This is a genomic window from Mycobacterium sp., assembly GCF_965229265.1.
Taxonomy (GTDB): domain Bacteria; phylum Actinomycetota; class Actinomycetes; order Mycobacteriales; family Mycobacteriaceae; genus Mycobacterium.
In genome coordinates, this window is record NZ_CBDDIY010000013.1 from 747,964 (window position 1) to 761,666 (window position 13,703).

Genomic DNA, 13,703 nt, shown 5'->3' on the forward strand with positions numbered 1-13,703 from the left:
CATTGAGCCGACTATGTTTCGCCTTGTGAGCGAACCGCGCAGCCGCTACGCCCAGTTGTCCCGGGCCGACCTGGCAACCCTGATCCCAGAGCTCCTGTTGATCGGGCAGATGATCGACCGATCTGGAATGGCATGGTGCATCCAGTCTTTCGGTCGCCCTGAGATGCTGCAGATTGCCATCGAAGAGTGGGCGGGTTCCAGCCCGCTCTACACCAGGCGCATGCAAAAGGCGCTGAAGTACGAGGGTGTCGACATCTTCACCATCTTCAAGGGCCTGCAGCTCGACATCGGCGCGCCGCCGCAGTTCATGGATTTCCGCTACACCGTCCACGACCGCTGGCACGGCGAGTTCCATCTCGACCACTGCGGTGCCCTGCTCGACGTCGAGCCGATGGGCCCGGACTACGTCAAGGGAATGTGCCACGACATCGAAGACCCCACCTTTGACGCCACGGCTGTGGCCACCAACGCCAAGGCTCAGGTCCGCCCGATCCACCGCCCCCCGCGCGTTCCCTCCGACCGTCATCCGCACTGCGCGTGGACCGTCATCATCGACGAGTCCTACCCGGAGGTCACCGGCATCCCGGCGCTGGACCTCGTTGCCCAAACCAAGGCGGCCACATGGGAACTCGACTCGATCGACCCCAGCGACGAAGGTCAGGCCGACTACTCCGGCCCGCTGCTGTCCGATATCGACTTCGGGGCGTTCTCGCACTCGGCCCTGGTCCGCATCGCCGACGAGGTGGTGCTGCAGATGCACCTGCTCAACCTGTCCTTCGGGGTCGCGGTACGCGCCCGCACCAAGGACAACACTGACCTGGCCGCCCAGATCTGCACCAAGCAGCTGATCGGCATCGCCGGGGTGGCCGCCGAGCGCATTCAACGAGCTCTGAAGTTATCCAACGACTTCGACGGACTGTCCACGGTTCTGGAGCTGCACCCGCTGTTGAACCCGGCCGGCTACGTCGTCGCCGAAATCGAGGGTGGCCGGCTGCACGTGCACCCCTCAGCGGCCCACGACGACGGATCCTGGATCTCGCTGTGCTCACCGGCATCCCCGGGACCGTTGCAGGCCATCGCCACTGCCATCGATCCGCACATCGCGGTGCGGATCAGCGGAACCGCCGACAACTGGACCGCCGAGTTCGAGAAGACCGACACCGCCGCCAAAGTCGCCCCCGAAGTGGAGGTTACGAAGTTCAGCCTCGGGGCCACGTTCGAATTCGAGGAGCGTCGGTCCCTCCCTCTGACGGTGGTGTAGCGAGTGACCTACCGCGTCGTGCAGTGGGGCACCGGTGCGGTGGGTGTCGAAGCCATTCGCGGCATCCTCGACCGCCCGGACCTGGAATTGGTTGGCGCCAAGGTCTATTCCGACGCCAAAGTCGGGACCGACGCCGGTGTGCTCGCCGGCCGTGAGCCGATCGGTATCGCTGCCGTCACGGACATCGACGTCACCGAGGCCGACGCCGTGCTCTACGCACCGCGGCACCCCTCGGTCGACGACGTGGCCGCGATCCTGAGCTCGGGTGCCAACGTCGTCACCACCGCGTTCGCCTTCCACCCCGCCCGCATGCCTCCGTCCGACCGCGACCGGCTGCTCCAGGCATGCCGGGACGGCGCCACCTCGCTGCACGGCACCGGTCTGAATCCGGGCAACCTGGGCGTCGTCGTCCCGCTGGCGCTCACCGGGATGTCACGGTCCATCGAACACGTCCGTGTGCAGGAACGCGCCGACTGGTCGGTCTACGACAGCACCGAGATCACCTTCGACCAGATGCGTTTCGGCTCTCCGCCGGACGAGGTCAGCGCCGACACGGCGGGACTGAAGTTCACCAGTGAGCTTTTCCAGCAACAGGTTTGGCTGCTCGGCGACGCCCTTCGGCTCGGCGTCGATGAGGTCACCACCGACCTCGAGCTACTGACGGCGAGCAAGGATCGCGACGTGTGCGGTCGAACCCTGCGCGCCGGCACGGTCGCCGGTCAGCACTGGCAGTGGCGCGGCCTGCATGACGGCCGGCCCGTGGTGGAGGTCGAAACCCTCTGGACCGTCGGAGAACCGCAGCCTGCGCACTGGTCCACCCCCCAGCGCGGGTGGACCGTCACCATCGAGGGCACCCCGTCGATGCAGGCGCACCTGATGACCCTGGCCAGTTTCCGCCGCGATGTGTCGCTGGCCGACCACGTGCGGTCGGCCAGCGTGGCTACCGCCATGCAGGCGGTGAACGCCATCCCCGCGGTATGCGCCGCGTCGCCGGGGTTCGTGACGATGGCGGATCTGCCCTTGTGCCTGACCCGCTGACGGCGCACAGTCAAATGATGACTGAGCAGTGGATCAGTGGCTGCCGTGTCCAGCGGATCGCATTCCGCGATGGTCTCGTGCTGAACTTCGCCGACTACAACGAACTCGTTGTGGCGGTGCCGTTGCGGCTGACTCTCCCGGAGGTCATGGACTTTCCCTCCGCCGTGGTGACCATCGACCCGACGCACGTCCGCATCCAGGAACGGCCTCTCTTCGACATGGCGGGCTCGACGTGTACGCACGCCGACTGGGACGAGGACGGCAGTCTGCACGTCGACTTCTCCGGTGGGCACCGCATCGACGTCGATCCCGACGACCACGCGACGGCATGGGAGCTCTACGGCAAGCGCCATGGTTACGCGGCCTGCCTGCCGCACGGGCGCCTTCGAGTGGTCCGTCACGACCTGGACGACCAGGGCTGATTTCGCTGGCCGCGAAGATCACGTTGTCGACGGGACCGCCAACTGCGCGCACACTGGCAAGCATGGACAACAACGGACCGTTCGGCTTCGACCCCGACGAATTCGATCGCGTCGTGCGTGAGGCCGGCGAGGGCCTTCGCGATGCGTTCGGCCGGTTCCTCAACGCGACCGGCGGGCAGACGGAGCGCGCCGGATTCGGCGTGCTGTTCGATGAGTTCACCCGCCGCTCGCGGCCCCGGTCCCAGCCGGAGACCGCCGGTGAGGCCGGCGATGGGGTGTGGGCCATCTTCATCACCGACGCCAGCGGCAAGGCGCACGTCGAGCAGGTCTATCAGACCGAGCTCGACGCCCTGCGCGCCAACAAACACAACACCGACGCCACCCGCAACGTGCGGTTCCTGCCGTACGGCATCGACGTCAGCGTGCTGGATGCACCCGAGAACGCCGAGCCGTCCGACGCGGCCGAGTAGCTAGGTCGTCAGGACCATGCGGTAGCGCGCGCGGCCCGAGTCCATCGCGGCGTAGGCCTCGGCGGCCTGGGCCAACGGCCGCTCCTCGATGCGGGCCCGCACCCCGGACAGCACCGCGAAATGCAGGGTGTCCTCGATGTCGGCGGCGGTGCCCGAGGGATGCCCGATCACGCTGTAGTTGCCGAAGAGCAGATCACCCGGGGTGATCGGCAGCGGATCGAAGGTGGCCCCGATGATGACCAACTCCCCCTGCGGTGCCAGCCCACCCACGGTGGCCGCCATCGCCGCGGAATTGGCCGCGGTGGCCAGCACTACCTGAACCCCGCCGAGGGCCTGCAGCGCCGCGGCCACGTCACCTGCGGTGGAGTCGATGTAGTGATGGGCACCCAATTCCTTGGCGTCGGCGGCCTTGCCGGCTCCGCGCGCGATCGCGATCGTCTCGAAGCCCATGGCCCGCGCCCACTGCACCCCCAGGTGCCCCAGCCCGCCCAACCCGAGCACGGCGACTCGGTCACCGGCCACGGCCTTGGTGGTGCGTAGCGCGTTGTAGGTCGTCACCCCGGCACACCCCATCGGGGCGGCCTCGGCGAAGGACAACTCGTCGGGAATCCGGGCCAGCGCGGTACTGGGCACGGTCACCGATTCGGCGTAGCCGCCGGGATAGTTCCAGCTGGGTACCTGCAGGTTGACGCACTGCATGAACTGGCCCTTCCGACAGGGCAAGCACTGGTTGCAGTTGCCACCGAACCAACCCACCGCCACCCGGTCACCGACGGCGAACCCGTCGACACCGGAGCCCACCTCCGCGATCGTCCCGGCGATCTCGTGGCCGGGGGTGACCGGCCAGGTCAGGTTGGGGAACGCACCCGCGACAAAGGCGTGGTCGGTGCCGCAGACCCCACACGCGTTGACGGCGATGCGCACATGCCCGGCCTGGGGCGATTCGGTCACCACCTCCACCAATTCCAACGGTTCCCCGGCTGATTGCACGTGTACGGCGCGGTGCGTGGCCATCGCTCTCCCTCGGTTTCGTCGTGTCGCTGAGTTCAGTCAGCTTAACTCAGCAAAAAGGGTCTTTGATCCCTATATCCTCCGCCCGCCACGGTCTTACGATCCCGGAATCTCCGAGAGGCGCCGCCATGACCGGGACACTGGACCACACACAAATACAGACCGACGACATCCGCAGCGCGGAGATCGACGCGATCGTCGAGGCCGCATCGAATGCCGCCCGCGAATTCCGCAAGCTCGACCAGGAACAGGTCGACCGGATCGTCGAGGCCATGGTCCGCGCCGGGGTGCGCGCGGCCGGTGAGCTCGCCGGGCTGGCACTCGAGGAGACCGGGTTCGGGGTCTTCGAGGACAAGGTCGTCAAGAACTACGTCGCGACGGAGTTCCTGCACGACTACCTGCGCGACAAGAAGTCGGTCGGCGTGGTCGACGAGGACGTCGAGCACAACATCGTTTACGTCGCCGAGCCGATCGGGGTGGTGCTGGCCATCACGCCGGTCACCAACCCCACCTCGACGGTGCTGTTCAAGGCGATCGTCGCGGCCAAGACCCGCAACGCCGTGGTGTTTCGACCCTCGCCCTACGCGGTGCGCTGTTGCGAACGCAGCGTGGAGATCCTGCGGGAAGCCGCCGAGGCGGCCGGCATGCCGCCCGGGGCACTGCAGGTGATTCCCGACGCCGCGCATGAGGTGACCCATTACCTGTTCAAACACCCCAGCGTCGACTTCATCTGGGTGACCGGCGGGCCGAAGATCGTCGCCCTGGCCAATCAGGCCGGCAAGCCTGGCCTGAGCGTGGGCCCGGGTAACGCGCCGATCTACATCCACAAGACCGCCGACGTGCGCGGCGCGGTCGTCGACATCCTGATCTCGAAAACCTTTGACTCATCCGTCATTTGCCCCGCCGAGCAGACCTGCATCATCGATGACGCGATCTATGACCCAATGATCGCCGAGTTCGAGAAGATGGGCGCGCATCTGCTGACCGAGGACGAGGCCGCCAAGATCGCGCAGTTCGCGTTCGGATGCGGCGACAAGGTCGCCATGGATGCCGTGGGCCAGAAGGCGCCGGAGTTGGCCGCCCGCGCGGGATTCAGCGTTCCGCCGACGGTCAAGGTGCTGCTGGCGCCGCTGCCCGCCGATATCGACGAGCTGGCAGCCCATCCGCTGCTCGCCGAGAAGCTGATGCCGGTGCTCGGCGTGGTCCGGGCCCGCGACGTCCAGCACGCCATCGACGTCGCGGTGCTGGTCACCGAGCACGGCGGCCTGGGCCACACGTCGGCGATCTACGCCGACGACCAGGCGGTGATCGACGCCTACAGCCTGGCGGTGCGCACCGGCCGCATCCTGGTCAACGCCCCGACCGCGGTCGGCGCACTCGGCGGGGTCTACAACAACCTCACGCCGACCTTCTCGCTGGGCTGCGGAACCTGGGGCGGCTCGTCCACCACCGAGAACGTCAACTACCGCCAGCTGCTCAACATCAAGACCGTCGCGCACCGGCGCACCCCGCCGCAGTGGTTCCGGGTGCCGTCCAACACCTACTTCAATGCCGGCGCCCTGGACAATCTCCGTGAACTCGATTGCGAGACAGTCGTTGTGGTCACCGACGCGCTGTCCGAGGAGCGGGGTGTGGTCGACCTACTGCGCAGCAAGCTGCGCACTCGACACGTGCAGGTGTTCGCCGAGGTGACCCCGGAACCCGACGAAGCCACGATCCGTCGCGGGGTGGCGCTGCTGGAACGGATCCAGCCCGAGGTGTTGATCGCGGTCGGCGGCGGCTCGGTGCTCGACGCCGGAAAAGCGATGCGGCTGTTCTATGAACATCCCGAGAAGACCCTCGACGAGCTCACGATGCCGTTCCTGGATCCACGCAAGCGCGTCGCGGACTACCCCACCGACCGGCATCGCCTTCAATTGATCGCCATACCAACCACATCCGGCACCGGCTCAGAAGTGTCCCCGGCGGCGGTCCTGACCGTCGACGGCAAGAAGCAGACGCTGGTCGACTACAGCCTGGTGCCCGAGATGGCGATCGTCGACCCGCTGCTCACGTCCTCCATGCCGGCCACCCTGACCGCCGACACCGGTGTCGACGCGCTCACCCACGCCTTGGAAGCCGCCGTCTCGATCTTCGCCTCGCCCTACACCGACGCCCTGTGCGCACAGGCGGCCCGGCTGATCTTCGATGCGCTGCCGCACGCCTACCGCGATCCCGACGACATCGAGGCCCGCACCGCGATGTCCAATGCGGCGACGCTGGCCGGCCTGGCCTTTTCCAATGCATTCGTCGGGACCAATCACGCCTTGGCCCATGCCACCGGCGCGGCGTTCGGGGTGCCACATGGCCGAGCCAACGGCATCTTCCTGCCACATGTGCTGCGGTACAACGCATCCCTGCCCAGCAAGTTCATGCCCGCACCCGGGTACTCCGCCTACATCGCGCCGGAGAAGTACGCCCAGATCGGCGCGCTGATCTTCGGCGGCCACAGCGCCGAAGACAGCCGAAACCGGCTCTTTGCCGGCGTCGACGAACTGCTCGACAAGCTGGACATGCCGCGGTCGCTGCGCGAATTCGGGGTCAGCGAAGAGGCTTTCACCGATGCGCTGCCCGCCCTGGCGATGACGGCGTTCGAGGACCTGTCCAATCGCACCAACCCGCGGATGCCGTTGGTCAGCGAGATCAGCGAATTGCTGAAGCTGGGCTACTACGGCACCGGCAGCTGATCGTCAGTCGAAGTCAGGGCCCGTCGAGATGTTGGCCGGGTCACCCGGCACATGGTTGGGCTCGGCGGATACCTGCGCCCAGCGACCGGGCGGGTAGTAGTCCGATGAACGGCCTGGTGTCGAATAGTGCACGGCCAGCACGCCCCCGGCCAGGAAGTCGTAGACGTCGCCGTCACCACAGTCTTGCGGGGTATCCCGATCGGTCAGCCAGACCTTGAATGCCATACCGGCAGTATGCCCTCAGGTGAGGATGCGTTGGGTGTCGGCACTCTCATAGCTTTCGGACGGGCACCGCTGCCAGGCTCTCCTCGTAGCGCCGGCGATCAGCGGCGAAACACACCAGGCTGGCGAGGAACGCGACGACGGCCACTGCCGCCGCCAAGCCAGATGGCACTGGCCCCCGGGTGCCCAACGTGCTCAGGCACAACGCGAACGCCACGATCGCGGTGAGATTCAGCAGTAGGCCGACCGATCGGAGTGCCTCGCCCGCAGCATTGTTGTCGCCGTTCATCACAGTCCTTCACTCGCGGTGTGGTGATGGCTTGGTATATCCCCATCCCGCCGCCGGTTGAAACCCACTTCGGCAACGGCGCGGGAGTCTTCCGGGTAGCCGGAATACGCGGCGGGTGCCAGCCGCAATGCCCTGGACCGATCTCAGCGCAAAACTGTGATTGTCACGTCCATCTGCGTCGATGACACAGGGAGTCCATCATGAACAGATCCACCATCATCGCGACAGTCGTCGGCACGCTCACGGTCCTGGCACTCGGGACGGCGGGTGCCGCCACAGCAGCCGACACATCCCCGTCCTGCCCGATGGCCTATCAGTGCCTACAGACGGGCACGGACCCGCAAGTGCCCTACGGCACCGATCCCTCAGTGCCATACGGCACGGGGGCGTGGAATTCTCCGGTGCCGTTCGGCCGCGGATCTAGTTCCGACACCGGTGGCGCCTACTGACCGGCCCTACAGCCGGGGATGGTGGCAGGCCGCGAAATGCCCCGGCTCCAGCTCGGCCAACGCCGGTTCCTCGGTGCGGCACACGTCGGTGGCGGAGGTGCAGCGCGTGTGGAATCGGCATGCCGACGGCGGGTCGATCGGGCTGGGTACGTCACCCTCGAGCGTGATGCGTTCGCGCGCCAGATTCCGTCGTGGGTCCGGGATCGGCACCGCGGACAGCAGCGCGTGCGTGTACGGGTGCAGCGGATGCTCGTAGAGCCCGTCAGCGTGCGACTGTTCGACGACCTTGCCGAGATACATCACCGCGACCCGATCCGACACGTGCCGCACAACGCCGAGGTCGTGGGCGACGAACAGGTAGGACAGGCCGAACTCATCCTGCAACTCCTCGAGCAGGTTGACGATCTGCGCCTGCACCGAGACGTCGAGCGCCGAAACCGGCTCGTCGGCGATGATCAGCTTTGGCTGCAACGCCAGCGCACGGGCGATGCCGATGCGCTGGCGCTGCCCGCCGGAGAACTCGTGCGGATAACGGTTGTAGTGCTCGGCCTGTAGCCCCACCCGGTCGAGCAGTTCCTGCACCCGTCGCCTCAACTCCGCTCCGCTGGCCAGCCCGTGCAATTCGAGCGGGTCGCCGATGATCTGGCCGACCCGTTTGCGCGGGTTCAGCGAGGCGAACGGGTCCTGGAAGATCATCTGCATCTGGCGTCGCAGCGGCCGCATGTCCTTGCGGGACCGGCCCACCAGTTCCTGGCCCTCGAATCGGACCGAGCCGGATGTGGGTTTCACCAGCTGCAGGATCGCGCGGCACAACGTCGACTTACCGCAGCCGGATTCGCCGACCAGGCCCAGTGTTTCGCCCTCGTGCAACGTGAAGCTGACGCCGTCGACGGCGTGCACTCGGGCCACTTCACGGTCGACGACGATGCCGGACTTGATCGGGAAGTGCACGACGAGGTCGCTGACCTCCAGCAGTGGGTCGCCCTTCATCGCTGGGCCGCCTTCTCGGCGGGATCCAGCCAGCAGCGATCCAGATGAGCGGTGACGTCGATGCGGGACTCCAAAGTCGGTGGCTGCGTGCACTTGTCGAAGGCATACTTGCAGCGCGACGCGAACCGGCAACCCGTCGGCGGGTTCAGCAGCGACGGCGGCGCCCCGGCGATCTGGGTCAGCCGTTCCGGACGGGCCTCGTCGAGACGGGCGATCGAGCCGAGCAGTCCCCAGGTGTAGGGATGCTGCGGGTTGTAGAACAACTCGTCGAGCGTGGCGTCCTCGACGATCTGTCCGGCATACATCACCAGCACCCGGTCGGCCAGCTCAGCGACCACCCCGAGGTCGTGCGTGATCAGCACCACCGACAGGTTGCGGTCGCGGTTAAGCGAATCGATCAGCTGCAGGATCTGCGCCTGGATCGTCACGTCCAGCGCGGTGGTCGGCTCGTCGGCCACCAACACCTCGGGCTCCAGCGCCAGCGCCATGGCGATCATCACCCGCTGGCGCATCCCGCCGGAGAATTCGTGCGGATAGTCACGCACCCGACGCTCGGGATTGGGAATGCCGACCGACCTCAACAGGTCGACGGCTCGGGCCCGCGCTTCGGACTTGGACACCTCGCGGTGCGCGCGGATCATCTCGGCGATCTGATCGCCCACCCGGTACACCGGGTTCAGCGACGTCATCGGATCCTGGAAGACCATCGCGATGTGTTCGCCTCGTACCCGGCGCAATTCGCTGTCGGGGAGCTCGGTGAGTTCGCGGTCCTCGAAGGTGACCGACCCGGTGATCCGAGCGTTGGACGCCCTGGTGAGCCCGATGAGTGTCTGCGCCGTCACGCTCTTGCCGCTGCCCGACTCGCCGACGATGGCCACGACTTCACCTGGCGCGACGTCGAAGGACACCCCGTCGACGGCGTGCACCACACCGTCATCGGTGGCGAAGCTGACCCGCAGGTCGGAGACAGTCAGGATCGGGCTCACGCGGGTGCGGCCTCTCCGAGGCGGATCCGGGGGTCCAGGATGGCGTAGAGGACGTCAACGACGGTGTTGAAGAAGACGATGAAGAACGCGCCGAACATGGTCACCGCCATCAGCGGGGGCAGGTCGAGCTTGCCGATGGCCTGACCGGCGTAGAGCCCGACACCGTTGAGGTTGAACACCGTCTCGGTGAGGATGGCACCGCCGCCGACCACGGCGCCGAAATCCAGCCCGAACAGTGTCATGATCGGGATCATCGAGTTGCGCAGCACGTGCCGGATCCGCACCTGCCGCTCGGATATTCCCTTGGCCCGCGCGGTCCGCACGTAGTCCTCGTTCATGGCATCGAGCATGTTGGAGCGCAGCACGCGACTGTAGAAGCCGACATAGAGCACGGCCAGCGTGATCCACGGCAGGATCAGGTGATAGAGCCAGCCCAGCGGGTCCTCGGTCAATGGCACATAGCTGCCGGTGGGAAACAGCTGAGCCTTGAAACTCAAGAAGTACAACAGGATCGCGGCCAGCCAGAAGACCGGCATTGAGATGCCGACCAGCGACAGGATCGTTAGTGCCCGGTCGGTGAAGCCGCCCGCGCGCACCGCGCTCAGGTAGCCGAACCACACCGCCAGCGCCATCCACAGCACCGCCGCACCGATGGTCAGTGACAACGTCGCCGGCAGGCCATTCCAAATCTGCTGTGCCACATTCTGATCGCTGGCGTAGGAGGTGAGCTCGCCGGTGAAGATCTGCTTCATCATCGTCAGGTACTGGATGGGTAGCGCCCGGTCCAGACCGAGGTCGGCACTGACCCGGGCGATCAGCGCCGGGTTGGCATTCTTGCCCGCGATCCGCGCCGCCGGGTCGGAATTGGGGATCACGTTGAAGATCAGGAACACGATCACCGAGATGGCGAACAGCACGGCGACCATGCCGATCAGACGTCGAGCGATAAACCGAACCATGGATCAGTGCTCCAGCCGGATCTTGGCGCGGGGGTCCAGGGCATCGCGCAGTCCGTCTCCGAACACGTTGAGCAAGAGCACCGTCAGCACGATCATCAGGCCCGGCACGATTGTCAGGTGCGGAGCGGTGTAGATGGTCTGATAACCGTCGGCGATCATCGTCCCCCACGAGGCGTTGGGCGGTCGCACCCCGGCACCCAGGAACGACAGCGCCGACTCCAGCAGCATGTTGTTGGCGATGTTGAGGGTGAAGAACACGATGATCGTCGAGATAACGTTGGGCAGCAGCTCAGACACCATGATCTGAACCGGGCCTTTGCCCTGGGCCACAGCGGCTTCCACGAACTCCTTCTCACGCAGCGCCAAGATCTCGCCGCGGATCGGCCTGGCCATGTAGGGCACATAGACGCAACCGATGATGAGGATCGGTATCCACAGCGAGTCACCGGCGATCTGCAGGCCGCCGAGCTTGAGCCCGCCCAGTGCCAGCGTGGTGCCCAGTGCTATCCCGAGTAGCAACACCGGAAAAGCCCAGACCACGTCCAGGATCCGGGACAGCACTGAGTCGATCCAGCCGCGGTAGTAGCCGGCCAGCATCCCGACGATCACGGCCAGCACCGTGGTGATCACCGCCGCGACGACGCCGACGTAGATCGAGGTCCGACCGCCGTACATCAGGCGTACCATCACGTCGCGACCGTTCTGGTCGGCGCCGAGCAGGTACTGGCCGCGAAGTCCGGGCCCCAGTGGCGTGCCGTCGGGGGAGACGATGTTGGTCAGCTGGCCGTCGATCAGGATCTTGTCGGTGATGTGGTTCTGGTTGGGGCTGGTGTGTGCAACATGGTCGGCCCACAGGGGGGCCGCCAGGCAGAACACGACGATCAGCAGGAAGAGGATTCCAAAACCAATCGCTACCTTGTTGCGCCGCAGTCGGTTCCAGGCGAGGTGCCAGGGACTGCGGCCCCGGAAGGCGGCGGGGGCGGGTGCCGCCGCATCCGTGATGGGAGTCGCCATTACTTCAGCGCGAAGGAGGTGTAGTCCTGGTTGAACAGAAGATGGTGATAGGACTTATCGAAGTTCATCCGTTCGGACAGGAACGTGGTGTATTCCTCGTTGCCGTAGGGCGCCCACACCGCTTGCTCCATGTAGGCCTTGTCCAGCGCCGCGTACTGCTTCTTGACGTCATCGGTCAGCTGCTGGGTGAGCAGCGAATCCTGCTTGGCGTCGAGTTCAGGCAGCTTGACCTGAGAGAAGTTGTTGCTGTTCGTCGGCAGGACGTTCGCACCGTTGAGCAGCGGGCGGAAGAAGTCGTCCGGGTGCGGGAAGTCCTGGAACCAGTCGGCGAATCCGGTGTCCAGATCCGGCGTCGAGGTGTTACCGATCGTCGTGAAATAGACGTCGCCGGCGATCACCTTCAATTGAGCGTTGAAGCCCAGCTGGGTGAGCAGATCGTGGTAGTACTCCCCGATGCGCTTGCGGTCGGGCTCGTCATCGGTCCACACGGTGATGTCTTTGTCTGCCGGATTCGCCTCAGCCAGAAGCTGTTTGGCCTTATCCAGGTCCGGGCCCGGATACAGCTTGTACTCCTCGTAGCCGGGCATCCCCGGCGGCAGGATCTGCTGGGTCGGATGCAGACGGCCACCGAACACCCGGTTGAGCGCTTCTGGGTCGATTGCGTAGTTGATGGCCTGGCGCACCCGCAGATCGTTGAACGGCGCCTTCTGGGTGTTCATCCAGAAGTAGTAGGTGTTGATCGAGTCCTCGAGCCGGAACCGGTTGCTGTACTTGGCCTTCACTTCTGGCAGGCGATCGGCGTCCGGCGGGTCTGTCATGAAGTCGATCTGGTTCTGTTCGACGCCGGTGACCTGCGAGGAGTTGTTCTTGTTCTGGGTGACGATGATCTTGTCGACCTGGGCGTCGGCGACCTCGGAGGCCCCAGCGTCCTTGACCGTCTTGAACTGCGGATTGCGTTCCAAGGTCAGCGTGTTCGGTGCGTTGACCTTGGTGATGACGAACGGCCCGCTGGACGGCGGCGGATTGTTGGTGACGTCTTTGTCCAGTGTCGTGGTAGGTGGCACCGGCGACGCGAACATCAACGCCAGCACGCTGTTGAATGTCCCATTGGGCTTCTCCAGCTGGATCGTGATGTCTCCGGTGTTGTCATCGGTGGTGATGCCGCTGATGGTGTCGGCCTTGCCGTCGGCGAAATCCGTTGCCCCGACGATTCCTTCGTAGAACACCGAACCGCCCGAGTTCGCCTTGAACAGGCGCTTGATGGCGTAGGTGAAGTCTGAAGCCTTGATGGGAGTGCCGTCCGAATACTTCATGTTCGGCCGCAATGTCAGCTTGTAGGTCTTGCCGTCCGGCGAGATCTGGGGCATGTCCTTGGCCAGGCCGGCGACGATTTCGGTACCGGCGTCACCCTTCTGGTGCTTGTAGGTCAGCAACGGGGTGTAGACGTTCCACAGCACCTCCCAGCCTTCGAGGGTGTAGGACAGCTGCGGGTCGATGTAGTCGGGGAACGACGTCATCGACACATTGATCTCACCGCCCTGGCTGCTTCCGCCACCGCCCTTGCCACCACAGGCGGCGACGCCGAAGACGGCTAACGCCGTGACGGTTCCAACGGCGACGATCGTGCGCAGGTTCATATTGCTCCCTGATCCGACAACAAGTTCGACTGAGTTAAGTCACTCTGCCGTAACTCTTAGATCTTGGGGGCAGAACCGCACGTCCGCATCCGGGGGAGGAAGCGGCCGCTGTGGTGCAGGGCCGCAGCGCAACCGCACAGATGCTTGCTGACGCGGTGCTACTGGGGCGCCGACGTCGCCGTCCCGCTGCCAACGTGCCGGTAGGGGGCGGTTCAGTCGTTAGATGTCA

The 13,703-nt window shown here is 65.6% G+C and carries 14 protein-coding genes; 6 read left to right on the forward strand and 8 right to left on the reverse strand.

Translation table 11 applies throughout. The features are described 5' to 3' along the window. Positions 1–13 precede the first annotated feature (13 nt). From ADBZ9K_RS25520 to ADBZ9K_RS25535, 4 genes are all read left to right on the forward strand, one after another. On the forward strand, positions 14–1,261 hold the full coding sequence (locus tag ADBZ9K_RS25520; RefSeq protein WP_526625026.1) for a hypothetical protein: 1,248 nt from the start codon (positions 14–16) through the stop codon (positions 1,259–1,261). 3 nt (positions 1,262–1,264) lie between these two features. Further along, on the forward strand, positions 1,265–2,299 hold the full coding sequence (locus ADBZ9K_RS25525; RefSeq protein ID WP_526625027.1) for an NAD(P)H-dependent amine dehydrogenase family protein: 1,035 nt from the start codon (positions 1,265–1,267) through the stop codon (positions 2,297–2,299). Positions 2,300–2,316: 17 nt separating this feature from the next. Beyond that, positions 2,317–2,721 (forward strand): DUF6188 family protein, encoded by a 405-nt coding sequence (locus ADBZ9K_RS25530; protein ID WP_526625028.1) that lies wholly within the window; start codon positions 2,317–2,319, stop codon positions 2,719–2,721. A 62-nt stretch (positions 2,722–2,783) separates the two neighbouring features. Next, positions 2,784–3,191, forward strand: coding sequence for an Rv0313 family protein (locus tag ADBZ9K_RS25535; protein WP_526625029.1), 408 nt, complete (start codon positions 2,784–2,786; stop codon positions 3,189–3,191). On the opposite strand, the gene ADBZ9K_RS25540 is transcribed toward ADBZ9K_RS25535, so the two are convergent. After that, positions 3,192–4,205 carry an alcohol dehydrogenase catalytic domain-containing protein gene (locus ADBZ9K_RS25540; RefSeq protein WP_526625030.1) on the reverse strand — a complete coding sequence of 338 codons (1,014 nt, stop codon included), beginning with the start codon at positions 4,203–4,205 and terminating at the stop codon, positions 3,192–3,194. Between the two features lie 125 nt (positions 4,206–4,330). Between ADBZ9K_RS25540 and adhE the strand changes: the two genes are divergently transcribed. Continuing rightward, positions 4,331–6,928, forward strand: coding sequence for a bifunctional acetaldehyde-CoA/alcohol dehydrogenase (adhE, locus tag ADBZ9K_RS25545; protein ID WP_526625031.1), 2,598 nt, complete (start codon positions 4,331–4,333; stop codon positions 6,926–6,928). Positions 6,929–6,931: 3 nt separating this feature from the next. On the opposite strand, the gene ADBZ9K_RS25550 is transcribed toward adhE, so the two are convergent. Continuing rightward, complete coding sequence (locus ADBZ9K_RS25550; protein ID WP_526625032.1) at positions 6,932–7,153, reverse strand: hypothetical protein; 222 nt, start codon at positions 7,151–7,153, stop codon at positions 6,932–6,934. A 46-nt stretch (positions 7,154–7,199) separates the two neighbouring features. Further along, positions 7,200–7,439, reverse strand: coding sequence for a hypothetical protein (locus ADBZ9K_RS25555; RefSeq protein WP_526625033.1), 240 nt, complete (start codon positions 7,437–7,439; stop codon positions 7,200–7,202). A gap of 200 nt (positions 7,440–7,639) precedes the next feature. On the opposite strand from ADBZ9K_RS25555, the gene ADBZ9K_RS25560 reads away from it, so the two are divergent. Continuing rightward, on the forward strand, positions 7,640–7,888 hold the full coding sequence (locus ADBZ9K_RS25560; RefSeq protein ID WP_526625034.1) for a hypothetical protein: 249 nt from the start codon (positions 7,640–7,642) through the stop codon (positions 7,886–7,888). A gap of 6 nt (positions 7,889–7,894) precedes the next feature. Here ADBZ9K_RS25560 and ADBZ9K_RS25565 read toward each other — a convergent pair whose 3' ends face one another. The 5 genes from ADBZ9K_RS25565 to ADBZ9K_RS25585 are packed head-to-tail and all read right to left on the reverse strand — an operon-like array spanning position 7,895 to position 13,474. Continuing rightward, on the reverse strand, positions 7,895–8,878 hold the full coding sequence (locus ADBZ9K_RS25565) for an ABC transporter ATP-binding protein (RefSeq protein WP_526625035.1): 984 nt from the start codon (positions 8,876–8,878) through the stop codon (positions 7,895–7,897). Next, positions 8,875–9,864: an ABC transporter ATP-binding protein gene (locus tag ADBZ9K_RS25570; RefSeq protein ID WP_526625036.1), complete on the reverse strand. Its 990-nt coding sequence runs from the start codon at positions 9,862–9,864 to the stop codon at positions 8,875–8,877. The genes ADBZ9K_RS25565 and ADBZ9K_RS25570 overlap by 4 nt, the downstream gene beginning before the upstream one ends. Beyond that, a complete protein-coding gene (locus ADBZ9K_RS25575; protein WP_526625037.1) occupies positions 9,861–10,823 on the reverse strand; it encodes an ABC transporter permease in 963 nt (320 codons plus the stop codon). The genes ADBZ9K_RS25570 and ADBZ9K_RS25575 overlap by 4 nt, the downstream gene beginning before the upstream one ends. A gap of 3 nt (positions 10,824–10,826) precedes the next feature. Beyond that, positions 10,827–11,837 (reverse strand): ABC transporter permease, encoded by a 1,011-nt coding sequence (locus tag ADBZ9K_RS25580; protein ID WP_526625038.1) that lies wholly within the window; start codon positions 11,835–11,837, stop codon positions 10,827–10,829. Beyond that, positions 11,837–13,474 (reverse strand): ABC transporter substrate-binding protein, encoded by a 1,638-nt coding sequence (locus ADBZ9K_RS25585; RefSeq protein WP_526625039.1) that lies wholly within the window; start codon positions 13,472–13,474, stop codon positions 11,837–11,839. The genes ADBZ9K_RS25580 and ADBZ9K_RS25585 overlap by 1 nt, the downstream gene beginning before the upstream one ends. Between the last annotated feature and the right edge of the window lie 229 nt (positions 13,475–13,703).